The organism is Stenotrophomonas sp. CASM101, assembly GCF_049384845.1.
In the GTDB taxonomy this organism is placed as follows: domain Bacteria; phylum Pseudomonadota; class Gammaproteobacteria; order Xanthomonadales; family Xanthomonadaceae; genus Stenotrophomonas; species Stenotrophomonas hibiscicola.
Window position 1 is genome coordinate 105,625 of the sequence record NZ_JBMRFR010000009.1, and the last position, 26,436, is coordinate 132,060.

Sequence of the window (26,436 nt, forward strand, 5' to 3'; positions counted from 1 at the left end):
GGTGACTCCAGACACGTAAAGATGCCGGCAGGGGCCGGCTACGGTGCGCAGGGCGCACGATGCGTGTGGAATCAGCCGATGGGAGGGCGTGAGATGGGCGGCAGCGGCGGCGCCGGCCGGCCAGTGGCCGGCATCGGCTGCGGCGCCAGCGACAGTGCCGGGCCCGCCAGATACGGCAAAGGCTGCACCACCAGCAGCGGGTGCTGGGCGCAACTGCGCACGCAGTCCTTGATCTGGCAGTGGGCGTCGTGGGCGGGGGCCTTGGCCTGCGGGGCCTCGTCGGCCTGCATGGCGGCGTGGTGGTGGCAGTCGGCATCGCCGCCATCAAGGGCGGCTACCGCGTGGGCCATCCGGCCCATTTCCTCGTGACCACTGGCCATGGCCGCGTTCAGCCCGTTGAGCAGCAGGCTGAGCATGAGCACGACACGGAGCAGGGTCGAGGCGAGGGACATGGCGCTAATCTAGCCGCAAGCGGCCGTGGATGCACCTCCGGCTGAATGGGCGGTTCAAGGTTGGACCTGCACCAGTGTAGAGCCGGCCCACGCTCGGCTGCCGTTCACGCAGAAGCAGCCGAGCGTGGGCTCGGCTCTACAGGGGGACGAGCGCACGGTTGGCGATGGGGAGGCGCCTGGCCAGGCGCCCGGCGCTACCCCTCTTCGCGCACGATCTCGACCAGGCGCGGGCCGTAGCGGCTCAGCTTGGTGCCGCCGATGCCGCCGACCCGTGCCAGTTCATCCAGGCTGGTCGGGCGCTGCTCGGCGATGTTGCGCAGGGTGCTGTCGTGGAAGATCACGAAGGCCGGCACGTTCTGTTCGCGGGCCAGTTCGGCGCGCAGACCGCGCAGCGCGTTGAACAGCGCCAGATCCTGCGGCAGCACAGACAGGCCGGTGCGCTGCGCGCTGCGCTCGCGCCCGCTGGCGCTGCTGGCCGGGTCGCGGCGCATGCTGATCTGGCGGCGACCGGTCAGCACGTCGCGGCTGGCATCGGTCAGGCGCAGGCCACCGTGGCCCTCGCTGTCCACTTCCAGCAGGCTGGCGGCCACCAGCTGGCGGAACACGCTGCGCCAGGTGCGCGCATCCAGGTCGCGGCCGATCGCATAGGTACTGAGCTTGTCGTGGCCCTGCTGTTTGACCTTCTCGTTCTCGCTGCCCCGCAGGATGTCGATCAGGTGGCCGACGCCGAAGCGCTGGCCGCTGCGGTAGACACAGCTCAGCGCCTTCTGCGCTGGGATAGTCGCGTCCCATGAGGCCGGCGGTGTCAGGCAGTTGTCGCAGTTGCCGCAGGGCTGGGGATAGGTCTCGCCGAAACCGGCCAGCAGCACCTGGCGGCGGCATTGCATGGATTCGCAGTAGCCCAGCAGGTGGTCGAGCTTGCCCCGTTCCAGCTGCTTGCGTTCTTCGCCCGCCTCGGATTGTTCGATCATCTGCTTGAGCAGTACCACGTCGCCCAGGCCGTAGCACAGCCAGGCTTCGGCAGCTTCGCCATCACGACCAGCGCGGCCGGTTTCCTGGTAGTAGCCTTCCATCGACTTGGGCAGGTCGGTATGCGCCACGAAGCGCACGTCCGGCTTGTCGATGCCCATGCCGAAGGCGATGGTGGCGCACATGACGATGCCGTCCTCGCGCAGGAAGCGGCGCTGGTTGTTCGCGCGCACTTCCGGCGGCAGGCCAGCGTGGTAGGGCAGGGCGTTGAAGCCCTGGCCGCAGAGGAATTCAGCGGTCTCCTCGACCTTGCGCCGCGACATGCAGTAGACGATGCCGGCCTCGTCACGGTGGCCGCGCAGGAAATCGGTCAGCTGCTTGCGCGCGTTGTCCTTCTGCACCACGGTGTAGCGGATGTTGGGGCGGTCGAAGGAGCTGACGAAGTGGCGTGCTTCCTGCAGATCCAGGCGCTCGGCGATCTCGCGCTGGGTCGGCGGGTCGGCGGTGGCGGTGAGCGCGATCCGCGGGATCTGCGGCCAGCGCTCGTGCAGTACGGTCAGCTGGCGGTATTCCGGGCGGAAGTCGTGGCCCCACTGCGACACGCAGTGGGCTTCGTCGATGGCGAACAGGGCGATCTGGCTGCGCGACAGCAGCGACAGGAAGCGGCCGGTCAGCAGCCGCTCGGGAGCGACATAGAGCATGTCCAGCTCACCCGCGAGCAGTTCGCGCTCGACGCGGCCGGCGGTCTCGGCATCCAGGGTTGAATTCAGGTACTCGGCACGCACGCCGAGCTGGCGCAGGGCTTCGACCTGGTCCTGCATCAGCGCGATCAGCGGCGAGATGACGATGCCACATCCGTCACGCAGCAGGGCCGGCACCTGGTAGCACAGCGACTTGCCACCGCCGGTGGGCATCAGCACCAGGGCATCGTGACCGGCAGCGACATGCTCCACGATGTCCTGCTGCGGACCACGGAAATCGTCGTAACCAAAGACGCGTTGGAGCAGGTCGTGCGCGGGACGGGAAGGCATCGCGCTAGTTTACCCCGGCGGGGGAGTCGGCAGGGCTGCGCCCTGCACCTGCAGAAGCCTTCAAGCCAGAGCAACGTCAAAGGCAACAGCCTGCTCTGGGGTGTCTGCTGGTTGGGCGGGGCGGTGTGGGCTTGCAGGACACGCCGTAAACCCGTCCTTGGGGGCTCGATGGCGCCATCCATGGCGCCAACGGTCCTGCAAGCCCACACCGCCCCGCCTTCGACGGTTTCCCGGTCACGGAGGGTCCATCCACGCCATGCGTGATGAAAACAGTCAGATATCGACAAACAAGATGGCTTTGCTGGCAGATCGCGGAAAACTGTCGAAGGCGGGGTGGGTCCGGTTGCGGGGGCGTGAGCCGCATGGATGCGGCGACCGAGCCTACATGGACGTATTCACGGCGTCCCCCGCAACTGGACCCGCCCCGCCAATCCACGGATAGCCCGCTTTTGACGTTGACGTTGCAGTTGCCTCTGCGGGTGCAGGGCGCAGCCCTGCCGCCCCCGCCAACCCTTACTGCAGCAGGGAACGCAGCATCCAGGCGTACTTCTCGTGGGTCTGCAGCCGCTGGGTCATCAGATCCTCGGTCGGGGCATCGTCACCCTTGGCCGCCACGTCCAGCACTTCACGGGCCGTACGGCAGACCGCTTCGTTGGCGACCACCAACTGGCGTACCATTTCACGCCAGTCCGCACTGTCGGTCAGGCCCGGTTCCTCGACGATCGAGGTCAGCGCAGCGAATTCCCGGTAGGAGCCCGGGGCATTGAAGCCCAGCGCGCGGATGCGCTCGGCCACATCGTCCAGTGCCGCCCACTGCTCGGTGTACTGCGTCTCGAACATGGTGTGCAGCGAGTTGAACATCGACCCGGTCACGTTCCAGTGGAAGTTGTGCGTCTTCAGGTAGAGCGTGAACGCATCGGCCTGGAAGCGCGACAGACCGTCGGCGATCTTCTTGCGGTCGCCCTGGGTGATCCCGATATCGATGTTCGGCGCCGACGGTGCCGCCGCCGCAAGCTTCTGCTTGCCGGTCTTGGCCTTGGTCGTGCTCTTGGTCTTCGCCATGGGGTTCCTCCTTGTGGAATCGTTGGCCTTCACAATAAACCGGTCGTGATGACTGGTCGCTTTCAAAGTTTTGAACGAACCGATTGATGAACTCTATCGATAAAAATCCATCGCCCCGCCTGCGCCAACAGCGCGCCGCCATCGACGGCGCCATGAGCCGCGACCGGGGCCGTTTGCTGGGGATGCTCTCGCGTTGCCAGGCCAAGCCACAGGATGCGGCACTGGCCGCCACCTTCGAGCAGGCCTTGCAGGCGTCGGTGCAGCGCCGGCAGGTGCGGGCGCAGCAGCAGCCGTCCATTACTCTGGACCCGCAGCTGCCGATTGCGCGTGAAGCCGACGCCATCATCGGGCTGATCCGCGACCACCAGGTCGTGGTGATCGCTGGTGAAACCGGTTCGGGCAAGACCACCCAGCTGCCGAAACTGTGCCTGGCCGCCGGCCGTGGCCAGGCCGGCATGATCGGCTGCACCCAGCCGCGACGGATTGCCGCACGTGCGGTAGCCAGCCGTGTCGCACAGGAACTGCAGAGTGAACTGGGCCAGCTGGTGGGCTACCAGGTGCGCTTCAACGACAAGGTCAGCGAAGACAGCCGCATCAAGTTCATGACTGACGGCATCCTGCTGGCGGAGATTGCCAGCGACCGCTGGTTGTCGAACTACGACACGATCATCGTCGACGAGGCGCACGAGCGCAGCCTCAACATCGACTTCCTGCTGGGCTACCTGAAGCAGCTGCTGCGCAAGCGCCCCGACCTGAAGCTGATCGTCACTTCGGCCACCATCGACACCGGACGCTTCGCCCAGCATTTCGACAATGCGCCGGTGATCAGCGTTGAGGGCCGCACCTACCCGGTGGAGGTGCGCTACCGCGCGCTGGAAGGCGAGGGTGAAGACCAGGGCGAACGTACCGTCAACGATGCCATCGTGTCGGCTGTCGACGAGATTACCCGCCTGGATGCGCGCGGCGACGTGCTGATCTTCCTGCCGGGCGAGCGCGAGATCCGCGATGCGCACCAGTCGCTCGAACGGCGCAAGTACCGCAACACCGAGGTGCTTCCGCTGTATGCGCGCCTGTCCAACCAGGACCAGGACCGGGTGTTCAATCCGGGGCCGAACCGGCGCATCGTGCTGGCCACCAACGTGGCGGAAACTTCGCTGACGGTGCCACGCATCCGTTACGTGGTCGATCCGGGCTTCGCCCGCGTCAAGCGCTACAGCCCGCGCAACAAGCTGGACCGCCTGCACATCGAGCCGATCTCGCAGGCCAGCGCCAACCAGCGCAAGGGGCGCTGCGGCCGTATCGCCGAGGGCATCTGTTACCGCCTGTATGCTGAGGCCGATTTCCAGGCGCGGCCGGAGTTCACCGATCCGGAAATCCGTCGCTCCAGCCTGGCCGGGGTGATCCTGCGCATGCTGCAGCTGGGCCTGGGCCGCATCGAGGAGTTTCCGTTCCTGGAGGCGCCGGACGAGCGCGCGGTTGCCGATGGCTGGCAGCAGCTGACCGAACTGGGGGCGATCGATGCCGAACGGCGCCTGACCACCATCGGCAAGCAGATGGCGCGCCTGCCGGTGGACGTGAAGCTGGCGCGCATGCTGGTGGCCGCGCAGGCCGCCGGCTGCCTGCGGCCGATGCTGGTGATCGCCTCGTTCCTGGGCATCCAGGATCCGCGCGAACGCCCGCCCGAGGCGCGCGGTGCGGCCGACAGCGCGCATGCGCAGTTTGCCGACGGCCGCTCCGAGTTCGTCGGCGTGCTGCGCCTGTGGGATGCCTACCGGCAGGCACATGAAGACCTGACCCAGTCCAAGCTGCGCGACTGGTGTGGCCGTCATTTCCTCGGTTTCCTGCGCATGCGCGAATGGCGCGAGCTGCACCGGCAGCTGCGCCTGCTGTGCGAGGAACTGGGCTGGAAGGAAGAGCCCAGCGAGGCATCGATGGCGCCGCTGCTGGCGGGCAGCACTGCACCGGCCCCGGCGCGCGATGACGCGGCGGCGGTGAAGGCGACCCGGGGCCAGCTGCACCGGGCTGCACGCCTGGCCCGCGAAGGCAAGGCGGAGGCCGCACCGGCGCCGGTGGCCGTGCGCGCGCAGAAGGAACAGGCGCCGGTTGGCGGCGGTTTCAGCGAACGTGTGCGTGCCGCTGCCTACCAGACCCTGCACCGTGCGTTGGTGGCGGGCCTGCCGACGCAGATCGGCCACCGCACCGAGAAGGGCGATTTCCAGGCGCCGCGCCAGCGCCGCTTCCTGCCTTTCCCCGGTTCGGCGCTGGCCAAGCGGCCACCGCCGTGGCTGCTGGTGGCCAACCTGCTGGATACGCAGAAGGTATGGGGCATGACCCTGGCCGCGATCGAGCCGGACTGGGTGATCGCCGAACTGCCGCACCTGCTGCTGCGCAAGCACTTCGACCCGCACTGGTCGCGCGCGCAGGGCCAGGTGCTGGCGTCTGAGCAGATCAGCCTGTTCGGCCTGGTGCTGGCACCGAAGAAACCGGTCCATTACGGCCGCATCGCGCCGGGCGAGGCGCATGACATCTTCGTGCGCCAGGCACTGGTGACCGGCGAGATCAATACCCGCGCCAGTTTCGTCGCCGACAACCAGAAGGTGCTGGAGGTCGCGCGCGAGGAAGAAGCCAAGCTGCGCCGCGCCGGCATCGTTGCCGACGAAGACTGGCAGGCACGCTGGTACCTGGACCGGGTGCCGCCGCAGATCCATTCGGCCTCCGGCCTGGATGCCTGGTGGAAGGGTCTTGCGCCGGAACAGCGCAAGACCCTGCACTGGTCGCTGGCCGACCTGTTGCCGGGCGAAGGCAGTGAGCAGGAGCGCTACCCGAAGTACCTCGCGCTGGGCCAGGCACGATTGCCGCTGCATTACCGCTTCGAGCCGGGTGCCGAGGATGACGGCGTAACCCTTGACGTACCGCTGCACCTGCTCAACGCATTGGATCCGGTGCAGCTGGGCTGGCTGGCGCCCGGCTTCGTTGCCGACAAGGCTGCGGCGCTGATTCGCAGCCTGCCCAAGGCGATGCGCCGCAACTACGTGCCGGCGCCGGACTTTGGTCGCGCGTTCTACGAGGCGTTCCCGCAACCCAGTGCCGATGCCATCACCGGCGAACTGGCGCGTTTCCTCTCACGCGCGACAGGCGCCACGGTGACCGCGCTCGATTTCGAGCCCGGCTCGATCGAACCGCACCTGCACATGAACCTGCGCCTGCGCGACGAGCAGGGCAGGGTGCTGGCCACCTCGCGCGACCTGGACGCATTGCGCGCGAAGTTCGGTGGGCGCGCGGGCGACGCCTTCGCTGCACGCGCCGGACGTGAAATGGCGGCTGATGGCCTGCGTACCTTCCCGGCCACGCCGATTCCGCTGCAGGTGCCCGGCGAAGCCGGCGTGCCGGCCTATCCGGCGCTGCTGGACGAGGGCGACAGCGTGGCGCTGCGCATCTTCGCTGATCGGCAGCAGGCGCAGGCGGCTCATCCGCTGGGTGTGCGCCGCCTGCTGGAGATCGCGCTAGCCGAGAAGATGAAGCAGGCACGCAAGCAGTTGCCGGTGGGTGCCAAGACGGGCCTGCTGTATGCGGCGATCGAATCGCAGGAACGCCTTCGTGGCGACCTGGTTGATGCGGCGATGAACGCCGTACTGGCTGAAGGCCTGGAAGACATACGCGATGCGGCGGCCTTCGAGCAGCGCCGCGAGCATGCGGCCAAGGCGCTGTTCGGTGAGGCCATGTCGCGGCTGAAGCTGGCCGAGACCATCCTGGCGCTGGTGGCCGAACTGAAGCCGATGCTGGAAGCGCCGCTGATGGGCTGGGCGCGCGGCAACCTGGACGACATGGAGGCGCAGCTGGCCGGGCTGATCCATCCAGGCTTCCTGCGCGATACACCGGCCGACGCATTGGCGCAGTATCCGCGCTATCTGAAAGCGATGATCCTGCGTACCGAGCGCGCCAAGCGTGATCCGCCGCGCGATCAGGCGCGCATGCTGGAACTGCATCCGTTCCTGGAAGCGCTGGAAGTGGCTGAGCAGCAGGGCCTGCGCGAGCACCCGCAATGGCAGGCGCTGCGCTGGGATCTGGAAGAGCTGCGGGTGTCGGTGTTCGCGCAGGAGCTGGGCGCGCGGACCGGCATCTCGGCGAAGAAGCTGGCGCAGCGGGTAGCCGCACTGCGCCAGGCGTGGCTCCGATGATGTGATGACGTAGAGCCGAGCCCATGCTCGGCTGCTTTTTTGATGCCTCGTCATCTTCCCGTGCAGATCGCAGCCGAGCGTGGGCTCGGCTCTACACGATGGGCGTCGTTACTTGGTACGACGCACCTTCGGCTGGGTGTTCACACCGTCGACCTTCAGGTACCAGACGCCCATCACACCGGGCTTGATGCTGACGGCGGGCGACTGCCTGCGCACGCCTGCCAGGGTGGTTGCATCGATCTGCTCCCATTCCTGGCCGTTGTCCAGCACGTAGACGCGGCCCTTGCCGAACCCGCGGAACTCACCCTGCAGCACGCCGACGATCGGCTCACTGCTGCCGAAATCGAAGAAGCCGCGATTCTTCACGATCACTTCCTGGCGGCCTTCCTCGCGCGCCGATTCCCGTACCGCTGCAACTGCCTGGGTCGTGGCCGCCTCGACCTTGCCCTGCAGCCAGCGGTTGAGCGTGGCCAGTTCCTGCGCACTGAGCTTTTCCAGGCCAGCAGCCTTGAATTCGGCCGGTGACATCTGCTGCTGCAGGTCACCCTCTACCACGCGCTGGGCCAGCGCAGGCGCCGACAGGGACAGCAACAGTGCGGCACAAGCCAGCAGCCGTAGGCGGAAACGCGGGACGATCGGGGACATGTCGGGACTCTCCTGGGTTTGCCGGCGAGTGTAGCGGCATGTCTTCATGCCGGGGGATGGTGGCCACGGTCATTGTCCCTGAACGGCGCCGGCGCTAGTGTAGAGGCCTCTGTCTTGCCTGCTTGATGCTGTGAACCGCGCTTCCGTCCCCGGCCTGGATGCCTTGTTGAACCGTCCCTCGGCAGCGGTGCTGCCTGCCCCGCTGCGCCAGGCCCTGCGCGAGCATTGGGAAGCGCCGGATTGCGACCACCAGATGCGTACCACCTGGTCGGTGCTGGGCGATACCCTCGATGCGCTGGCGATGCTCTCGGCCGACGAAGGCGCGGTGGTGGCCGCATTGTTGTTCGACCTGCCGGGCCTGCGTACCAGCCTGGAGCAGCTGCCGCTGGGTAACCACAAGACCGCGGTGATCGGCCTGCTTGACGGCCAGGATGCGGCCGACCCGGTGTGGGCGCTGCATGCCGGTCGCGAAGCGGGGCGCAACAGCGAGGGCCTGCGCCGGCTGCTGCTGGCGATCATCCGCGACCTGCGCGTGGTGCCGATCCTGCTGGCGCGCCAGCTCGCGAGGATGCGCGCGGCCGACAAGCTGGACGACGAGCAGCGCCGCGCGCTGGCCCAGCTGACCCGCGACATCCACGCGCCCCTGGCCAACCGCCTGGGCATCTGGCAGCTGAAGTGGGAGCTGGAGGACCTGGCGTTCCGCCACCTGGAGCCGGAGACCTACCGGCGCATTGCGCGGGAAGTCGACGAAACCCGCATCGCCCGCGAGCGCTACGTCGAGAATGTCAAGAAGGTGCTGTCGCGCGAGCTGGTTGCGCAGGGCATCAAGGCCGAGGTCAGTGGCCGCCCGAAGCACATCTACAGCATCTGGCGGAAGATGCAGAAGAAGCGGCTGGCGTTCGACCAGCTGTACGACATCCGTGCGGTGCGGGTAATGGTCGACGATGTCGCCGCCTGCTATGCCGCGCTGGGCGTGGTGCATGCACTGTGGGCACCGGTGCCGAGCGAGTTCGACGATTACATCGCCCGGCCCAAGGCCAACGACTATCGCTCGCTGCATACCGCCGTGGTTGGTCCGGAAGGGCGCACCATTGAAGTGCAGATCCGTACCCACGAGATGCATTCGCAGGCCGAGCTGGGCGTGGCCGCGCACTGGAAGTACAAGGAAGGCGGCAAGGGCGCGGAGAAGTCCTTCGACCGCAAGATCATCTGGATGCGCCAGCTGCTGGAGCAGGCCCAGGACGGGCAGGGCAACGAACTGGCCGGGGCGCTCGATGCCGAACTGACCGAGGACCGGGTCTATGCGCTGAGCCCGAAGGACGAGGTGCTGGACCTGCCGCAGGGCGCCACGCCGCTCGATTTCGCCTATCAGGTGCACACCATGGTTGGCCACCGCTGCCGTGGCGCGAAGGTCAATGGCCGCATCGTACCGCTGACTTACCGTCTGCGCAGTGGCGACCGGGTCGAGATACTGACCGGCAAGGAGGCCGACCCGCGCCGCGACTGGCTGATGCCGGCCAACGGCTTCCTGGCCAGCAACCGTTCGCGCGAGAAGGTGCGCAGCTGGTTCCACAAGCTGGACCGCGCGCGCAACGTGCAGGCCGGGCGCGAACTGCTCGAGCGCGAGCTGAAGCGCCTGGGGCTGCAGCACTCGGACCTGGCCATCGCGGCGAAGAAGTTCCATGCCGACAGCGTTGACGACCTCTACATCCAGGTGGCGCTGGGCGATACCGGGCCGAACCAGGTCAGCCGTGCCCTGCTGGAAGCCGAACGTGCAGCAAGCCAACCGGCGCCCGCGCCGAGCCTGCCGCGGCCGACCGCGCGCCGCGAGAACCTGGGCAAGTCCAAGTTCACCGTACAGGGCGTGGGCAACCTGCTGGTACAACTGGCGCGCTGCTGCCAGCCGGTGGCCGGCGAACCCATCGTCGGCTACCTGACCCGTAGCCGCGGTGTCACCGTGCATCGTGCAGACTGCGCTGCGCTGGCCCGTCTGGCGGCCACCAGCCCGCAGCGCATCCTGCCGGTGGAGTGGGGCCAGGCCGGGGGCGGCTACGAGGTGGACGTCGTGGTCGATGCGGTCGATCGCCGCTGGCTGCTGAAGGACATCACCAACCTGATCGCCCAGGAAGACGCCTACGTGCTGGACATCCACAGTGACAACGTGCGCAACAGTGGCCGTGCCCACCTGCGCCTGCGGCTGAAGGTGAGTGACTACGGCCAGCTGTCGACCCTGCTGGGCAAGCTGGACGCGCTGCCCGGCGTGAGCGAGGCGCGTCGCCTCGGCTGAGCTTCACGCTGCCCCGGCTACCCTGCACGCATGGAACGCGAGCCCCCGCATCGCCCGCATGGCGCTGAACTTCCTGCGCTGGACCGCGTCCGCCGCGAAGGCCGTTGGTGGTGGCTGCAGGCACGCCACGCGCGCCGGGTGTGGCGCTGGGCGCTGGTCGCGGCGCTGGCGGTGTTTGTGCTGCTGGTGCTGCTGCGCAAGCCGCTGGCCGACTGGTTCTGGGATGAGCCTCGGATCGAGCAGCTGCTGGCCGAAGGTGATGGCGCACTGGCGGCCGGGCGGCTGAGTGCCGCCGATGGCAGTGGTGCGCGCGAGCGCTACCAGGCCGTGCTGGCGCTGGATGGAGATCGTCCGCAGGCCCGCGAAGGCCTGGCCCGTACCGGCGCGGCGGCCCTGCAGCAGGCCCGCGAAAAGATGCAGGCCAACGATCTCGACGGCAGCGCGCAGGCGCTGGCACTGGCCCGGGAACTGCAGGTACCACAGGGCGAGGCGGACGCCGTGGCGCGCCAGCTGCGGGCCCGGCGCAGCGCAGGTGCCGGCATCGGTGCACTGCTGGCGCAGGCGCGCAACGCCTTCGCTGCGGGTCGGCTGGATGAAGGTGACAGCAGCGCGCTGCCCCTGTTCCAGCGCATCCTGTCGCTGCAGCCGGACAATCTGCCGGCGCTGGAAGGTCGCGAAGATGCACTGAGCGATCTGCTGCAGCAGGCGCGCGCGCTGGCGGGACGCGGCGAGCTGGCCGAGGCCGCCGCACTACTGCAGCGTGCGCGCCAGTTCGATGCCGGCCATGCTGATCTGCCCGCCAGCCAGGAAGCATTGGCGCAGGCCGTCGAGCGGCGCCTGCGCCAGGCCCAGCGCGCCCTGCAGCGCGGGCAGCTGGAGTCCGCAGCAAAGGGATTTCTCGCCGTTCTGGCAGTGGCGGCCGATGATGCCAGCGCCCAGCGCGGCCGTGAACAGACGTTGCAGGCGGTGCTGGCACGCAGCCAGACGCAGGCCGACGACTTCCGGTTCGAGGCGGCGCGGGCCGATGCCGCGCTGGCGGAGGAGCTGGGCGCTTCGCCGGCCGCGCAACAGCAGCTCGCGCAACGCCTGCAGCGCGCACGGCAGGCCTTGGAGGCACTTCAGCAGCCTGCAGTGAGCAACACGCAGCGTGAACGCGAGCTGCGCGATCACCTGCGCCGGATCGAACGCGCCGAGCGCGCAGGCCAATGGATCAGCCCGCCGGGGCACAGCGCATTCGATGCCCTTCGCGAAGCACAGGCGCTGGCACCGCTCGATTCACGGGTGAAGGCCGCGGCCGCGCGCTTGCTGCCTGCCAGTCGCAGTTGTTTCGACGACAACCTCCGGCAGAACCGGGTGCAGGCTGCAGGTGCCTGCCTGCAGGCCTGGCAGACGCTGGCTCCCACCGCTGGCGGCCTGCCTGCGGCCCGCCAGCGCCTCGCGCAGCGTTGGCTTGCGATTGGCAGCGAACGTTTGGGCAACGGTGATGTCGCCTTTGCCGAACGTGCGCTCCAGCAGGCGGGCGAACTTGGCGTTGGCACTTCCAGCAGCGAGTACCAGCAGTTGCGGCAGCGCCTGCGCGACATCGGGGTGTCGTCGCCCTGAGCCCGCCGCTGCCGGAGGGACCGCTATAGTAGGCACCCCTCGCAACATCCCCACGGAGTGCCGATGACCGTCCTTGTTTCCGGAGCCACCAGCCAGATCGGCCGGTTCCTGCTGCCGCGCCTGGTGCAGGCGCATGGGCGGGTACAGGCGGTGAGCCGGCAACCGCAGCCGGCACAGGACGGCGTGCAGTGGCTGTGCGGGGACTTGGCGGCTGCGCTGGACAGCATGCCGTCTCCGGACCTGCAGGCGATTGCCAGCTTCGGCCCCCTTGAAGCGTTGGCGCAGTGGTTGTCGCGGCAGACGGCGGCCCCCGCGCGGCGGGTCATCGCCACCAGTTCGATGAGCGTGCTGAGCAAGCAGAATTCCGAGCAGGCCGACGAGCAGGACGTTGTGGCGATGCTGCAGCGGGGTGAAGCGGGCCTGATCGCGCAGGCCGAGCGTCTTGGCATGGGTTGGACGATCCTGCGGCCGACCCTGGTCTATGGGGCCGGCATCGACCGCAGCATCACCCCAATCGTGCAGCGTGCGCTGCGTTTGCGCCTGTTTCCGATTCCGCTGGTGGGAGGCCTGCGCCAACCGGTGCATGCCGACGATATCGCCCGCGCCGTGGTGGCTTGCATCGCCACCGGTGCTGCGTCGGCACGGGTGCTGGAAATCGGCGGTGGCGAGCGCCTACCCTATCACGCGATGTTCCGCCGCGTGCACGCCAGCCTGGCACAGCCGACATGGGCGCTGCCGTTGCCGGGCGCGGCACTGCGAGGCTTGGCCGCGGTGCTGCCGCGGGCGCGTGGTCCGGTGTCACGCCTGCAGCAGGATCTGATTGCGGACAATGGCCCACTGCAGGCGCTGCTAGACGTACATCCGCGGCCGTTCCAGCCCGACGCGGACACGTGGCGACCGATGAGCGCGGCCCAGGCCATGCAGCGGATCGCTGCGTATCCCGGCAACGGCTAGCCAGCCAGCGTATCCATCCTGTTGGGGGGCTCTGCTACCATCCCCCAGCCCTTGTTTCCGCGAGTACCTTCGATGCCTGACGCGCCATCCCGAACGGCCCCTGCCGAGCGCATTGGCGTCGCGCTGTGCACCTACAACGGTGCGCGCTACCTGCAGGCGCAGCTGGACAGCATCCTCGACCAGGATCTTCCGGTGAACGAAGTCATGATCGGCGATGACGGTTCCAGCGACCAGACGCTGCAGCTGCTGCAGGCCTTCGTGCCGCGTGCACAAGCGCTGGGCATCCGTGTCGAGATCGTCCAGCACGCGCACAATCTCGGCTATGTGCGCAATTTCGCCGATGCACTGATGCGTTGCCAGGCCGACATCCTGTTCCTGTGCGACCAGGATGATGTCTGGCATCCGGGGCGTGTCCGCCGCTATGTTCAACGCTTCCGGGCAGACCCGGCCCTGTTGCTGCTGCACAGCGACGCGAGGTTGGTGGATGCGCAGGGCGCGCCGCTGGGCCAGCGCCTGATGGAGGTGCTGAAAGTGCACCTGGCCGAAGTGGAGCTGGAGCGCGACGGGCTGGCTGCCGACGTGATCCTGCAACGCAATTTTGTCACCGGCGCAACCTGTGCGCTGCGTCGCCGGCTCGTGGTCGGATCACTGCCCGTGCCTGCGGGCTGGAGCCACGACGAATGGCTGGCGGTCCACGCATCGCTGCGTAAAGGATTGGACATGCTGGCCGAACCGACCATCGACTACCGGCAGCATGGCAACAACCAGATCGGGGCCAGTCGCCGTGGTTTCCTGCAACGCCTGCGCCATCTCGATCTGTTTGATTCACAGGCGCGCCAGCGCACGGCGGGGCGCCTGCTGGCCCTGGCTGATCTGCTGGGACAGCGCGGCGTGGTGGTGGCGCCGGAGCGCTTCCAGGGACTTCACGCGCTCGCTTGGCGCATGGCCTGGTCGCGCCTGCAGCTGTATCGCCGCGTGGATGTGCCGGCAGGCTGGATCGCCCAGGATGCCCCGCAGTTGCTCGCACGCCTGGCCAACGTCTGCCTGGCGGGGGGCGGCTGGAAGGGCGGCTGGGCGGCGCTTGCGGGCGTCAGGGCCGGGTGGCGGGCGTCGCGCGCTGCTTGAACTGCAGTGAAACCGAGGTCCATTACCTGCCGGCCACCACGGCGCCTGCGTTAGACTCGCCAGACCCTACCTGTCTGCATTCCCGTGCCCCGACGCTACGATTCCGACGACATCGACGATTTCGACGACGACGACCAGCAGGACAACGGCCCGCTGTGGCGGCGCCGGCTGATCACCTGGAGCATGGCTGCGGTCGCGTTGGGATTGGGTTTCCTCATTCCCTATACGCTGTACCTGAACCAGCAGGTGACCCAACGTTTCGGCGAACTGCGCTGGCAGATCCCGACGCGGGTGTATGCGCGGCCGCTGGTGCTCACTCCCGGCAAGGCGATGGATGCGTCCACGCTGAAGACCGAGCTGGCCGCCTCCGCCTACCGCGATGATGGCCAGGGCAAGGAGCCGGCCACCTATGCGGTGAATGGCGGGCGCTTTGTCATCTCCAGCCGCGGCTACAACGACGTCGATGGCCGGGTTGCCCCGCGTCGGCTCGAGTTGTCGCTGGCCGATGGTGCGGTCGCCTCGCTGCGCGATGCCGACAGCCGCAAGGCCCTGAAGGCGGCGCGGCTGGATCCGGCGCGTATCGCCACCCTGTACGGCCAGAAGCAGGAAGAACGCCGCCTGATCCGCATGGACGAGGCGCCGGACCTGCTGGTGACCGGCCTGCAGGCAGTGGAGGACAAGGACTTCAACCGCCACCACGGCATCGACCTGTCCGGTATCGCGCGCGCGGTGTGGGTGACCATCCGCTCCGGTGGCCAGAGCCGTCAGGGCGCTTCCACGCTGACCCAGCAGCTGGCCCGCAGCGGCCTGCTCGGCATCGGCAAGGAACAGACGCTCACCCGCAAATTCAACGAAGTGCTCTACGCCCTGATCATGGAAGCGCGCTATGACAAGCGCACCATCTTCGAGGCCTATCTCAACCAGGTGTACCTGGGTCAGCGCGGCAGCCAGGCGATCCATGGCATGTCGTCCGGTGCCGAGTTCTGGTTCGGCCGTGACCTGCAGTCGCTGGAAACCGAGCAGATCGCGCTGCTGATCGGCCTGGTCAAGGGCCCGTCCTACTACGATCCGCGGCGCAATCCGGAACGTGCGTTGGACCGTCGCAACTTCGTGCTGGGCAAACTGCACGAAGCCACGCTGATCGACGACGCCGAGTACCAGCGCGCACTGAAGGCCCCCCTGGGCGTGCCCAAGACGCCGGGACTGGTGGCGGCCAACCGCTTCCCCGCCTATGTTGACCTGGTCCGTCGCCAGCTCGGCCATGACTACCCGGAATCTGCCCTGCAGGGCGCTGGCCTGAGCGTCATGACCGGCATGTCGCCGTCCGCGCAGGCCTATGCCGAAGGCGCGGTGACCCGCACCATCAAGTCGCTGGAAAGCAAGCGCCGGCCCGAACTGCAGGCCGGCATGGTGCTGACCGACGTGCACAACGGCGACGTGCTGGCGGTGATCGGCAGCCGTGAAGTGTCCGAGGTCGGCTTCAACCGCGCGATCGAGGCGCAGCGTCCGGTCGGTTCGCTGCTCAAGCCATTCGTGTACCTGCTCGCGCTGGCGCAGCCGGACCGTTACTCGCTGGCCAGCTGGGTCGACGATTCACCGGTGACGGTGCAGCTCGGCCGCGGCCGCAACTGGAGCCCGGGCAATGCGGACAACCGCAGCCACGGCACGGTGCGCCTGATCGACGCGCTGGCACACTCCTACAACCAGGCCACGGTGCGCGTGGGCATGCAGGTCGGTCCCGAGCGCGTGACCCAGCTGATCCATGTGCTGGCGGGCATCAAGGCCGAGGCCAATCCGGCGGTGATCCTTGGCTCGACCGACCAGAGCCCGTACGCGATGGCACAGCTGTACCAGTTCCTCGCCTCGGGCGGTGAGATCCAGCCGCTGCACGCGGTGCGTGGCGTGCTCGATCCGCAGGGCAAGCTGCTCAAGCGCTACGACAAGACCCCGGCGCCGGCACAGGAAGGCGATTCAATTGCCGCCAACCTGATCAGCGTCGGCCTGCAGCAGGTGGTCTCCAGTGGTACCGCGCAGCGGCTCAATGCCGATGGCCTCGGCCGCCTGCAGCCGGCCGGCAAGACCGGCACCACCAACGATGGCCGTGACAGCTGGTATGCCGGCTACACCGGCGATCATCTGGCGGTGATCTGGATCGGCAACGACCAGAACCAGCAGGCCGGCCTGTATGGCGCTACCGGCGCGATGCGGGTCTGGTCGGGCATCTTCCAGCGCCTGCCGAGTGCGCCATTGCGGGTCAGCAACAAAGGCCTGGACTGGCAGTCGGTCGCGGCCACGGGTCTGAACACAACCGATGAAGGCTGCCCGGGCGCACGCCGCTTCCCGTTCGTGGTGGGCTATGCACCGGCGTATGCGCCGTGCGCGCCGGCAGTGCCGCCGGGCGAGCCGGGCGAAGCTGAAGGGGAGGGCGGTGGCTGGCGTAGCTGGTTCGGCCTGGACCGCAAGCCGGAAGCGCCCGCCGAACCTGCCGCAGCGCCCGCCGCCGCTACTCCTCCCCCGAGCCGATGAAGCCGATGAACATGCGATCCCTGCTGCAGCCCCTGGCCCTGACCGGCCTCAGCCTGGCCCTGGCCGCCTGTGTGACCAGCGCGCCGCCGGTGGTCAAGCCAGTCGATACCACTACGCCGGCACAGCGCCTGGCGGCAGTCGATGCGGCCGCAGGTCCTGACGACAAGGAGCTGTCGGTGCAGCCGCTGCGTGATTCGCAGGTGGAAGACCTGCGGGTGACCGCGCAGGCGCAGCGGCAGGCGAACGACCTGGCCGGTGCCGCCAGCAGCTTGGACCATGCGCTGGAAATCGTGGCCAGCGACCCGGCGGTGCTGCAGGAGCGTGCCGAACTGGCACTGCTGCAGGGGCAGTGGGAACAGGCGGAGACGTTCGCGCGCAAGGCGGTGGATCTGGGTTCGAAGACGGGGCCGCTGTGCCGGCGGCACTGGGCGACGATCGAGCAGTCGCGCCTGGCGCGGGGCGAGAAGGAAAATGCGGTGTCGGCGCATGCGCAGATTGAAGGTTGCACTGTGCCGGGCATCAAGCGGTACTGAATTTTCAGCCAACGGCGCAGCCCCTCGTGGCTGGCTGCTTGGCCGCCGAAAGCAAAAGCTGCGCTTGGCCGGGCGGGGTGGGTTCGCGGGGGACGCCGTAAACCCACAGTCCCCCCGCCAGCCCTCAGTACAACCCAGAGCCATGAACAACGCTGTTGCCGTTGCTCTGGCTCTGGCTTGAAACGGGTGCCGGGCAGCGCCCGGCCGGGTATCCTTTCCCTCTGATGTCCGACCTTGTCCATGCCAGCCGCGAAGCCCTCAGCGACGGCGGCGCGCTCGCCTCGCACCTGGATGCATTCGTCCCGCGTCCGGCACAGCTGCACCTGACCGAAGCCATCGCCGATGCGCTGCAGCAGCGTGACCTGCTGCTGGCCGAGGCCGGTACCGGCACCGGCAAGACGTTCGCCTACCTGGTGCCGGTGCTGCTGTCCGGGTTGCGCACCATCATCTCCACCGGCACCCGCGCGCTGCAGGACCAGCTCTACCACCGCGACCTGCCGCGTGTGCGCCAGGCACTCGGTGTCGGCCTGCGCAGTGCGCTGCTGAAGGGACGTTCGAATTACCTGTGCCGCTACCGCCTGCAGCAGGCGCGGGGCGAGCCGCGCTTCTCAAGCACAGAACAGGCGGCGCAGTTCCAGCGCATCCTGGCCTGGTCCGGACGCTCGGAGTTCGGCGACATCGCCGAACTGGACGGTTTGGCCGATGATTCGCCGCTGCTGCCGATGGTCACCTCCACCGTCGACAACTGTCTGGGCACCGACTGCCCGTTCTGGGAAGACTGCTTCGTGGTGCGCGCGCGGCAACGCGCGCAGGCCGCCGATGTGGTGGTGGTCAACCACCATCTGCTGTTGGCCGACCTGGCACTGAAGCAGGACGGCTTTGGCGAGTTGTTACCGGGGGCGCAGGCCTTCGTCATCGACGAGGCGCATCAGTTGCCTGAACTGGCCGCGCAGTTCTTCGGCGAAGGCTTCGGCATGCGCCCGTGGCAGGAGCTGGGCCGCGACTGCCTGGCCGAAGCGCGCGGCGTCGGGGGGGCGCAGTCGGCGCTGCAGGAACCGGTCGACCACTTGCAGCAGGCGCTGCTGGCGTTGCGTTCGGCGATGGAGGGGCTGCCGCCGCGCGGCACGCAGTGGCGTGCGCTGACGATGCCGCAGGTGCGCGATGGCTTCGACACGGTGATGGCAGGGCTGGTGACGCTGGAGCAGGCCTTGCAGCCGCTGCGCGAAGCCGCGGCGGGCCTGGATGCCTGCCATGCGCGGGCGCGTGAGGCGGTTTCGCGGCTCGGTCGCTGGCTGGGCGATGACGAACCCGCCCTCGACTTCGATACTGATCCTGCGGACACCGGCAATGCCACCGATGTGCTCTGGTATGAGCTCACCCCGCGTGGTTTCCGCTGCCAGCGCACGCCGATGGACGTGTCCGGTCCATTGCGCGAGCACCGTGAGCGCAGTCGCGCGGCATGGATCTTCACCTCGGCGACGCTGACCGTGGGCGGTGGTTTCGATCACATTGCCACCCGCCTCGGGCTGGACGACCCGCAGACGCTGGTCCAGCCGAGTCCGTTCAATTGGCCCGAGCAGGCGCTGTGTTACCTGCCTGAAGGCCTGCCCGATCCGGCCGCGCGGGGTTTCGGAACCGCGCTGATCCAGACCCTGCGGCCGGTGCTGCAGGCCTCGCAGGGCAGGGCGTTCCTGCTGTTCGCTTCGCATCGCGCCCTGCGTGAGGCCGCCGAGGCACTGCGCGATGGGCCATGGCCGTTGTTCGTGCAGGGTGAGGCGCCGCGTGCGACGCTGCTGCAGCGCTTCCGCGAATCGGGCAATGGGGTGCTGCTGGGCTCGGCCAGTTTCCGCGAGGGCGTGGACGTGGTCGGCGAAGCGTTGAGCGTGGTGATGATCGACAAGCTGCCGTTCGCGGCCCCGGACGACCCGGTCTACGAGGCACGCCTGGAGGCGATCCGCAGCCAGGGCGGCAATCCGTTCCGCGACGAACAGTTGCCGCAGGCGGTGATCGCCCTGAAGCAGGGCGTTGGCCGCCTGATCCGCAGCGAAAGCGACCGGGGCGTGCTGGTCCTGTGCGATCCGCGCCTGCTCAACCGTGGCTATGGCCGGGTCTTTCTTGAGTCGCTGCCGCCGTTCCGGCGCACCCGCAGCCTGGCCGATGTGCAGGCCTTCTTTACGCCACAATGGGCGCCCGTGGCCGATGATGCCGTTCCGACCGCCGCCGCCGCGGCGGGCCCGGAGCCGGCGCCCGGTGTCACGTTCCCCCTGTTCTGACCTGATCCGATGAAACTGCTCGCCTTTGAAACCGCCACCGAAGCCTGTTCCGTTGCCCTGCATGTCGATGGGCAGGTACTGGAACGTTTCGAGATCGCCCCGCGCCGGCATGCCGAACTGAGCCTGCCGTGGGCCGAGGCGCTGCTGGCCGAAGCCGGCATCAGCCGCCGCCAGCTGGACGGTATCGCGCTCAGCCGCGGTCCTGGTGCTTTCACCGGCGTGCGCCTGGCGATCGCCATCGCGCAGGGCATCGCACTGGCGCTGGATCGACCGTTGCTGCCGGTCTCGACGCTGCAGGTGCTGGCGCTGCGGGCACCGGCGGAAGAAACGCAGATCCTGTCGGCGATCGACGCACGGATGGGAGAGTTGTACGTTGCGCGCTTCGAGCGTGTGGACGGCCTGCCGGTGGCACGCGATGCCGAACGCGTGTGCGCACCCGCTGCGGTAGCGCTGCCGGAAGAGCTGTCGGCCTACGGTGTCGGTACCGGGTTCGCCGCAGCCGAGGGTGCGCTGGTCGCGCAGCTCGGCACAGGTTTGCGCGGATTCGACGCCACGGCATTGCCGCGTGCGTCTGACGTGCTCGCACTGGCGGTGCCGGCGTTCGCCCGCGGCGAAACCGTCGCACCGGAGAAGGTCGAACCAGCATACCTGCGTGACAACGTGGCACTGACCCTGGTCGAGCAGCAGGCCGCGCGCGAGGCGAAGGCGAAGGCCAACGGCTGAGCCCCTCGTGGCGGAGTTGGTCGCGTAGATCAAAAGCCGTGGTTTGGCCGGGCGGGTGGGCTGCGCAGGGGGCGCTGCAAGTACGTCCATGTAAGCTCGGTCGCCGCTTGCTCGTGTGCGCTGTCCTGCGCACACGGCAAGACCGGGGTTGGGCGTCCTGCCCAACCCGCCCGAGGCATGCCTCGGGCCCATGCGGCTCACGCCCCTGCGCAGCCCACCCGCCCGGCCTCTGACAGTTTCCGTGCACGTCCGCCACGGAAGATCAAAAAAAGAAAAGTCAAAATCAAAAGCGGGTCGCTTCGCTTGCATCCACGCGTGGCGTGGATGTGTATCGACCAAGGTCGACACCTACCAAAGCAATGGTGCGCCGCGATCTATCAGAGGCGGGGCGGTGTCGGGCGGCGGGGTATCCGCGGCATGGATGCCGCGGCTAAGCCTACACGGACGTACTTGCGGCGTCCCCGCCGCCCGACACCGCCTCGCCACGCTTCAGTACACCAACCGCCGCTGTTGCTGTTGCCGTTGCTCTAGCCTTTCAGCGGGTCCCGGGCCGCAGGCCCGGGCAACAAACCCTACCGGTCGTCGCGCAGTTCGCCGCCGGGCAGGAACACCCACGTGCGGGTGACCTGCAGGATGTCGATCTCATCCTCGGTCTTCGGCAACGGCGGGAACGGCTGCGCCAGCTTCACCACCCGCAGTGCCGCCTCATCCAGCAGTGGCGTTCCGCTCGACCGCAGGATCCGGCTGCTCTCCACGCTGCCATCGCGGCGCACGCCCACGCTGATCACCACCTGGCCGCCCAGCCGGCGCTGCCGGGCCTCGTCCGGGTAATTCAGGTTGCCCACGCGCTCGGCGCGGTCAACCCAGGCCCGCAGGTAATTGGCATAGGCATACTCGCGCGTGCTGGCCGACACGAACTTGCGGTTCGGGCGCTTGGCGTACTGCGCCGAGCGCAGATGCACTTCTGCGGCCAGTCGGGCCATTTCCACATCGCGCTGTTCGCGCGCACTCAGCGGGGCGTCCGGTTCGGGCTGATCCGGCGTGGGGCGGGACTGGGCCTGCGCGACCGCCTCTTCGCCATTGCGGCTGCTGACCACCCGTGCCTGTGGCGGCGGGACCGGCGCGGCCGATTGCTGCTGCTGTGGGACCGGGCTCAAACCGGGCTGCGCCTGCGGCACGATGCCGGCCTGGTTGTCGCGCGGACGCTGTGCGCGGTCGTGTTCGCCACCGCCATCCTGGTTGGCTGCGGCAAGAAAATCGGCCTGCTTCGGCGTCAGCGCGGTGCGGGTCTGGCTGAAGATCACTTCCAGCGTGGGCACCAGCGGTGCATCGCCTTTCACGGCGAAGCCCACGCCCAGGATCAGCAGCGCGTGAACCAGCACCGACAGCGCGATGGTCGCCCCCAGCCGTTGCGCTTCGCGTGGTGGCGGGGGCAGGACGGCAGGTGCGGTTGCCATCAGCGCAGGCCGGCCTCAAGCGCGTCGAACAGGGTGCCGGCGATGTTCAGGCCGAACTGTGCGTCCAGTTCGCGTACACAGGTCGGGCTGGTCACGTTGACCTCGGTCAGGTAATCGCCGATCACGTCCAGGCCGACGAAGCGCATGCCGCGACGCTTCATCTCCGGGCCGACCTGGGCCGCGATCCAGCGGTCGCGCTCGCTCAGCGGACGGCCTTCGCCGCGGCCACCGGCAGCCAGGTTGCCCCGGAACTCGTCGCCCTGCGGGATGCGCGCCAGGCAGTAGTCGACCGGTTCGCCATCGACCAGCAGGATGCGCTTGTCGCCGGCCGTGATGTCGGGAATGAACTTCTGGGCCAGTGCCAGTTTGCGGCCGCCGTCGGTCAGGGTTTCCAGGATCACGTTCAGGTTCGGATCGCCTTGGCCGCTGCGGAAGATCGAGCGGCCGCCCATGCCGTCCAGCGGCTTCAGCACGGCCTGGCCATGCTCCAGCGCGAAGGCCTTCAAGGCCTTGGCGTCGCGGCTGACCAGGGTCGGCGGGCAGCACTGCGGGAACAGCAGCGCGGCCAGCTTCTCGTTGTAGTCGCGCAGCCCCTGCGGATTGTTGACCACGCAGGCACCGGCGGCCGCAGCCACGTCCAGCACCTGGGTGTCGTAGATGTACTCGGCGTCGACCGGCGGATCCTTGCGCATCAGCACGATCTGGCCGGGGCCGAATTCGGTACGGCTGAATGCGCCCAGCTCATACCAGCCAGCCGGGTCGTCGCGCACCTGCAGCGGCGCGGTCTGGGCCACTGCCACGCCACCCTCCAGGGCCAGGCCGCCCGGGCGCACATAGTGCAGGGCATGGCCGCGGCGCTGGGCTTCCAGCAGCATGGCGAAGGTGGTGTCCTTGGCGATCTTGATGTGGGCGATGGGGTCCATCACCACGATGACGTTCAACGGCATGGGCGCACCTGTCAGGCAAGGCGTTGATGGTAGCGGCAACGCCGGTCGCGCGCCTCCCTGCCATACTGCAACGCAGCGTCCGCCCGGCGCTCGCGCACTCATTGCGAAACCCGTCACGTTCAGGAGGCTGCCATGCCCCGCGCCATGGGGCGGCCTTGAAGCGGGCGCGGAAAGTGCGATATAGATACGCTTTCGTAGCGGCCCCCGCCAGAGATCGGGCCGTGCGCTTGGGGATAGGCAATGACTGAAAACACGACTGCGGGCGGGGAACTCGCAGGACTCCGGGTGATGGTCATCGATGATTCGAAGACCATCCGCAGGACTGCGGAAACACTGCTCAAGCGGGAAGGCTGCGAGGTGGTCACCGCCACCGACGGCTTTGAAGCGCTTGCGAAGATCGCAGACCAGCAACCGCAGATCATCTTCGTCGACATCATGATGCCGCGCCTGGACGGGTACCAGACCTGTGCGCTGATCAAGGGCAACCAGCTGTTCAAGGCGACCCCGGTCATCATGCTTTCGTCCAAGGATGGCCTGTTCGACAAGGCGCGGGGACGCATCGTCGGCTCGGAGCAATACCTGACCAAGCCATTCACGCGTGAAGAACTGCTGGGTGCCATCCGCACATACGTCAACGCCTGACCAGGGGGGAAAGGCACAATGGCTCGTATCGTTCTGATCGAGGATTCACCGACCGACCGCGCGGTGTTCACCCAGTGGCTGCGCCGTGCCGGCCACGAGGTGCTGGAAGCGGACAACGCCGAGGATGGACTGCAGCTGGTCCGCGACCAGGTGCCGCAACTGGTGCTGATGGACGTGGTCCTGCCCGGCATGAGCGGCTTCCAGGCCACCCGCGCGATGGCCCGTGACGCGGCGATCAAGCACATCCCGGTGATCATCGTCAGCACCAAGGCGATGGAAACCGACAAGGCCTGGGGCCTGCGCCAGGGCGCGGCCGATTACATCGTCAAGCCGCCGCGCGAGGATGAACTGATCGCGCGGATCAACGAACTGGTGGCCTGATGCGCTCGCCTTTCGACATCCTCGAAGCCTATGAACGCCGCAGCCTGGCCCACGCGGTGCAGCTGCCCGAACGGCAGTTCGCCCAGGACCTCTGGCGTGGCGTGGGCTACCGCGTCGGCCAGCGCCGGCTGGTGTCCGATTTCCGCGAAGTGGTGGAGATCGTGCCGATGCCGCCGGTGACCCCGGTGCCATGCGCGCAGCCCTGGCTGCTCGGCGTGGGCAATCTGCGCGGCAACCTGTTCCCGGTGGTCGACCTGAAGTACTTCCTGGAAGGCGTGCGTACCGTGCAGCAGGAAGGCCAGCGCGTGCTGATCATGCGCCAGGCCGGTGGCGACGTCGCACTGACCATCGATGAACTGTTCGGCCAGCGCAGCTTCGAACTGGACCAGCAGATCGAGGCCGGCATGCTGGCCGAAGGGCGCTACGGCCATTTCGTCGATCGCGCCTTCCATGCCGACGGCCACGACTGGGGCGTATTCTCGCTTTCGCTGCTGTCGCGCACCCCTGAATTCCGGCAAGCCGCGGCCTGAGGCCGGGCATCGCCCCCTGCATTGAAGATCGAGGTTGAACGATGAGTACTGCTTCGGACGCCACCAAGACCGGCAAGCTGCGGCTGGGCGGCAGCAACCTCTGGCTGTTCCTGCTGCTGGCATCGATGATCCTGTTCGGCGTCAACACCGGCGTCGCTACCTGGCAGGGCAGTCGCCTGGCCGATGCCGGTTCCAAGGCGGCCGACCTGCAGGTGCTGTCGCAGCAGCTGGCCAACCAGGGCCGTGACGCGGTGGGCGGCAACGCGCAGGCGTTCACTGCCTTCAAGGCCACCCGCAACGCGATCGAACAGAATGTGTCGACCCTGCAGGGCCGCTATGGCAAGGAGCCGGGCGTGTCCGGTGCGATCGCCACGCTGGGCGAGACCTGGGCGCCGCTGGGCAAGCAGGCCGGGCAGCTGGTGGCCAGTGAACCGGCGGTGCTGGCCCTGGCCGGCAACGCCAACAACTTCACCGGCGCCGTGCCGGGGCTGCAGGCCCAGCTGAACGAGCTGGTGCGTGCGATGTCCGCTGCCGGCGCGCCCTCGTCGCAGGTGTACAGCGCACTGCAGCAGGTCGTGGTGGCCGGCTCTATGGCCCGCCGCGTAACCGAAATGCGCGCCGGTGGCAGCGGCGCTGCTACGGCCGGCGATGCGCTGGCGCGTGACATCACCGTGTTCTCGCAGGTGCTCGACGGCCTGCGCAATGGCAACGAGGAACTGGGCATCACCGCCGTGCGCGGTGCCGCTGCCGTGGCCGCGCTGGAACAGTCGCAGCAGAAGTGGGAAGCGATGAAGCAGGACGCTGACGCGATCCTGGCCAGCTCGCGCCAGCTGTTCGCGGCGCAGTCCGCCGCCACCGCGCTGGGCCAGGGTTCGGCCCACATGCTGGATGACAGCCGCAAGCTGTTCGACGCGTTCTCCTCGTTCGGCTCGGTGTCTGACACCCGCCTGTTCCCGAACTTCTGGATCGGTGTGGTCTCCGGTGCGCTGTCGCTGATCGCGATCATCGGCTTTGTTTCCACCAACGTGCGCAGCCGCTCGCGCGAGCAGGAACTGCGCTACCAGACCCAGGTGGAATTCAACAGCCGCAACCAGCAGGCGATCATGCGGCTGCTGGACGAAATCTCATCGCTGGGTGAGGGCGACCTGACGGTGAAGGCCTCGGTGACCGAGGACATGACCGGTGCCATCGCCGACGCGATCAACTACGCCGTCGACGAGCTGCGCCACCTGGTGACCACCATCAATGACACCTCGGCCAAGGTCGCGCTGTCCACCCAGGAGACCCAGGCCACCGCCATGCAGCTGGCAGAGGCGGCCGGCCACCAGGCCAACCAGATCACCTCGGCGTCGGACCGCATCGGCGAAATCGCGGCAAGCATCGAACAGGTGTCGCGCAACTCGGCCGAGTCGGCCGACGTGGCACAGCGCTCGGTGGTGATTGCCGCCGAAGGTGCCGGCGTGGTGCGCGAGACCATCCAGGGCATGGACCAGATCCGTGACCAGATCCAGGAAACCTCCAAGCGCATCAAGCGCCTGGGTGAGTCGTCACAGGAAATCGGCTCGATCGTGGAACTGATCAACGACATTTCCGAACAGACCAACATCCTGGCGTTGAACGCAGCGGTGCAGGCGGCGTCGGCCGGGGAAGCGGGTCGCGGTTTCGCGGTCGTGGCCGACGAAGTGCAGCGCCTGGCAGAACGTACCTCCGGCGCGACCCGACGCATCGAGAACCTGGTGCAGGCCATTCAGGCCGACACCAACGAAGCGGTCACCTCGATGGAACAGACCACCGCCGAAGTGGTGTCCGGTGCACGCCTGGCCGAGGATGCCGGCACCGCGCTGACCGAGATCGAGCGCGTGTCCAATGCACTGAACACCCTCATCAAGAACATCTCCATCGCCGCCCAGCAGCAGTCGGCCGCGGCCTCGGACATCACCCGCACCATGGGCGTGATCCGGCAGATCACCGGCCAGACCTCGCAGGGTGCGGGGCAGACCGCCGAATCGATCGGCCATCTCGCGCAGCTGGCGGCGGACCTGCGCCGTTCGGTCGCCGACTTCAAGCTGCCGGCGTGACGCGGGCGGGGCGGCGAGCAAGGAACCAGTCGATGAAGCAT

19 protein-coding genes are annotated in these 26,436 nt (G+C 68.0%); 13 read left to right on the forward strand and 6 right to left on the reverse strand.

The annotated features are described in order from the left end of the window. Positions 1-71 precede the first annotated feature (71 nt). The 3 genes from VG543_RS13935 to VG543_RS13945 all read right to left on the reverse strand — a co-directional run bounded on the left by VG543_RS13935 (position 72) and on the right by VG543_RS13945 (position 3,514). Positions 72-452 (reverse strand): CopL family metal-binding regulatory protein, encoded by a 381-nt coding sequence (locus VG543_RS13935; protein WP_134731874.1) that lies wholly within the window; start codon positions 450-452, stop codon positions 72-74. Positions 453-646: 194 nt separating this feature from the next. Next, entirely contained in the window at positions 647-2,452 is a 1,806-nt protein-coding gene (recQ, locus tag VG543_RS13940; RefSeq protein ID WP_423178699.1) for a DNA helicase RecQ, read from the reverse strand. A gap of 513 nt (positions 2,453-2,965) precedes the next feature. Then, a complete protein-coding gene (locus tag VG543_RS13945) occupies positions 2,966-3,514 on the reverse strand; it encodes a Dps family protein (protein WP_005418469.1) in 549 nt (182 codons plus the stop codon). A gap of 86 nt (positions 3,515-3,600) precedes the next feature. On the opposite strand from VG543_RS13945, the gene hrpA reads away from it, so the two are divergent. Then, positions 3,601-7,692, forward strand: a complete 4,092-nt coding sequence (hrpA, locus tag VG543_RS13950) for an ATP-dependent RNA helicase HrpA (RefSeq protein ID WP_423178698.1) — start codon at positions 3,601-3,603, stop codon at positions 7,690-7,692. 108 nt (positions 7,693-7,800) lie between these two features. Here hrpA and VG543_RS13955 read toward each other — a convergent pair whose 3' ends face one another. Next, a complete protein-coding gene (locus VG543_RS13955) occupies positions 7,801-8,337 on the reverse strand; it encodes a hypothetical protein (protein ID WP_021203721.1) in 537 nt (178 codons plus the stop codon). Positions 8,338-8,467: 130 nt separating this feature from the next. Between VG543_RS13955 and VG543_RS13960 the strand changes: the two genes are divergently transcribed. The 8 genes from VG543_RS13960 to tsaB all read left to right on the forward strand — a co-directional run bounded on the left by VG543_RS13960 (position 8,468) and on the right by tsaB (position 20,360). Continuing rightward, a complete protein-coding gene (locus tag VG543_RS13960; RefSeq protein WP_423178697.1) occupies positions 8,468-10,624 on the forward strand; it encodes a RelA/SpoT family protein in 2,157 nt (718 codons plus the stop codon). Positions 10,625-10,654: 30 nt separating this feature from the next. After that, positions 10,655-12,226 (forward strand): hypothetical protein, encoded by a 1,572-nt coding sequence (locus VG543_RS13965; protein WP_227844843.1) that lies wholly within the window; start codon positions 10,655-10,657, stop codon positions 12,224-12,226. 63 nt (positions 12,227-12,289) lie between these two features. After that, positions 12,290-13,180, forward strand: a complete 891-nt coding sequence (locus tag VG543_RS13970) for an NAD-dependent epimerase/dehydratase family protein (protein ID WP_197575595.1) — start codon at positions 12,290-12,292, stop codon at positions 13,178-13,180. A 72-nt stretch (positions 13,181-13,252) separates the two neighbouring features. After that, positions 13,253-14,305 (forward strand): glycosyltransferase family 2 protein, encoded by a 1,053-nt coding sequence (locus VG543_RS13975; protein ID WP_227844844.1) that lies wholly within the window; start codon positions 13,253-13,255, stop codon positions 14,303-14,305. An 84-nt stretch (positions 14,306-14,389) separates the two neighbouring features. Then, a complete protein-coding gene (mrcB, locus tag VG543_RS13980) occupies positions 14,390-16,831 on the forward strand; it encodes a penicillin-binding protein 1B (protein ID WP_423178696.1) in 2,442 nt (813 codons plus the stop codon). Next, on the forward strand, positions 16,828-17,364 hold the full coding sequence (locus VG543_RS13985) for a hypothetical protein (protein ID WP_019660102.1): 537 nt from the start codon (positions 16,828-16,830) through the stop codon (positions 17,362-17,364). Before mrcB ends, VG543_RS13985 begins: the two co-directional genes overlap by 4 nt. 224 nt (positions 17,365-17,588) lie before the next feature. Further along, entirely contained in the window at positions 17,589-19,637 is a 2,049-nt protein-coding gene (locus VG543_RS13990; protein WP_423178695.1) for an ATP-dependent DNA helicase, read from the forward strand. Positions 19,638-19,646: 9 nt separating this feature from the next. Continuing rightward, the gene (gene tsaB / locus VG543_RS13995) at positions 19,647-20,360 is read left to right on the forward strand and encodes a tRNA (adenosine(37)-N6)-threonylcarbamoyltransferase complex dimerization subunit type 1 TsaB (protein WP_423178694.1); all 714 of its coding nucleotides are present in this window, start codon (positions 19,647-19,649) and stop codon (positions 20,358-20,360) included. A 572-nt stretch (positions 20,361-20,932) separates the two neighbouring features. On the opposite strand, the gene VG543_RS14000 is transcribed toward tsaB, so the two are convergent. Further along, positions 20,933-21,817: an energy transducer TonB family protein gene (locus VG543_RS14000; RefSeq protein ID WP_021203311.1), complete on the reverse strand. Its 885-nt coding sequence runs from the start codon at positions 21,815-21,817 to the stop codon at positions 20,933-20,935. Next, the gene (gene gshB / locus VG543_RS14005) at positions 21,817-22,764 is read right to left on the reverse strand and encodes a glutathione synthase (protein WP_019660098.1); all 948 of its coding nucleotides are present in this window, start codon (positions 22,762-22,764) and stop codon (positions 21,817-21,819) included. The genes VG543_RS14000 and gshB overlap by 1 nt, the downstream gene beginning before the upstream one ends. A gap of 240 nt (positions 22,765-23,004) precedes the next feature. Between gshB and pilG the strand changes: the two genes are divergently transcribed. The 4 genes from pilG to VG543_RS14025 are packed head-to-tail and all read left to right on the forward strand — an operon-like array spanning position 23,005 to position 26,395. Further along, entirely contained in the window at positions 23,005-23,406 is a 402-nt protein-coding gene (gene pilG, locus VG543_RS14010; RefSeq protein WP_005418455.1) for a twitching motility response regulator PilG, read from the forward strand. An 18-nt stretch (positions 23,407-23,424) separates the two neighbouring features. Further along, positions 23,425-23,787, forward strand: coding sequence for a response regulator (locus VG543_RS14015; protein ID WP_005410717.1), 363 nt, complete (start codon positions 23,425-23,427; stop codon positions 23,785-23,787). Then, a complete protein-coding gene (locus VG543_RS14020; protein ID WP_019660097.1) occupies positions 23,787-24,317 on the forward strand; it encodes a chemotaxis protein CheW in 531 nt (176 codons plus the stop codon). Before VG543_RS14015 ends, VG543_RS14020 begins: the two co-directional genes overlap by 1 nt. Positions 24,318-24,358: 41 nt before the next feature. Next, positions 24,359-26,395, forward strand: a complete 2,037-nt coding sequence (locus tag VG543_RS14025) for a methyl-accepting chemotaxis protein (protein ID WP_019660096.1) — start codon at positions 24,359-24,361, stop codon at positions 26,393-26,395. Positions 26,396-26,436: the final 41 nt, after the last annotated feature.

Coding starts and splice junctions, on each gene's coding strand:
- recQ (WP_423178699.1), bottom strand. CDS start 2,452: ATGCCTTCCCGTCCCGCGCACGACCTGCTCCAACGCGTCTTTGGTTAC.
- hrpA (WP_423178698.1), top strand. CDS start 3,601: ATGAACTCTATCGATAAAAATCCATCGCCCCGCCTGCGCCAACAGCGC.
- VG543_RS14015 (WP_005410717.1), top strand. CDS start 23,425: ATGGCTCGTATCGTTCTGATCGAGGATTCACCGACCGACCGCGCGGTG.
- VG543_RS14000 (WP_021203311.1), bottom strand. CDS start 21,817: ATGGCAACCGCACCTGCCGTCCTGCCCCCGCCACCACGCGAAGCGCAA.
- VG543_RS13945 (WP_005418469.1), bottom strand. CDS start 3,514: ATGGCGAAGACCAAGAGCACGACCAAGGCCAAGACCGGCAAGCAGAAG.
- pilG (WP_005418455.1), top strand. CDS start 23,005: ATGACTGAAAACACGACTGCGGGCGGGGAACTCGCAGGACTCCGGGTG.
- VG543_RS13990 (WP_423178695.1), top strand. CDS start 17,589: ATGTCCGACCTTGTCCATGCCAGCCGCGAAGCCCTCAGCGACGGCGGC.
- VG543_RS13985 (WP_019660102.1), top strand. CDS start 16,828: ATGAAGCCGATGAACATGCGATCCCTGCTGCAGCCCCTGGCCCTGACC.
- tsaB (WP_423178694.1), top strand. CDS start 19,647: ATGAAACTGCTCGCCTTTGAAACCGCCACCGAAGCCTGTTCCGTTGCC.
- gshB (WP_019660098.1), bottom strand. CDS start 22,764: ATGCCGTTGAACGTCATCGTGGTGATGGACCCCATCGCCCACATCAAG.
- VG543_RS14025 (WP_019660096.1), top strand. CDS start 24,359: ATGAGTACTGCTTCGGACGCCACCAAGACCGGCAAGCTGCGGCTGGGC.
- VG543_RS14020 (WP_019660097.1), top strand. CDS start 23,787: ATGCGCTCGCCTTTCGACATCCTCGAAGCCTATGAACGCCGCAGCCTG.
- VG543_RS13975 (WP_227844844.1), top strand. CDS start 13,253: ATGCCTGACGCGCCATCCCGAACGGCCCCTGCCGAGCGCATTGGCGTC.
- VG543_RS13965 (WP_227844843.1), top strand. CDS start 10,655: ATGGAACGCGAGCCCCCGCATCGCCCGCATGGCGCTGAACTTCCTGCG.
- VG543_RS13970 (WP_197575595.1), top strand. CDS start 12,290: ATGACCGTCCTTGTTTCCGGAGCCACCAGCCAGATCGGCCGGTTCCTG.
- VG543_RS13955 (WP_021203721.1), bottom strand. CDS start 8,337: ATGTCCCCGATCGTCCCGCGTTTCCGCCTACGGCTGCTGGCTTGTGCC.
- VG543_RS13935 (WP_134731874.1), bottom strand. CDS start 452: ATGTCCCTCGCCTCGACCCTGCTCCGTGTCGTGCTCATGCTCAGCCTG.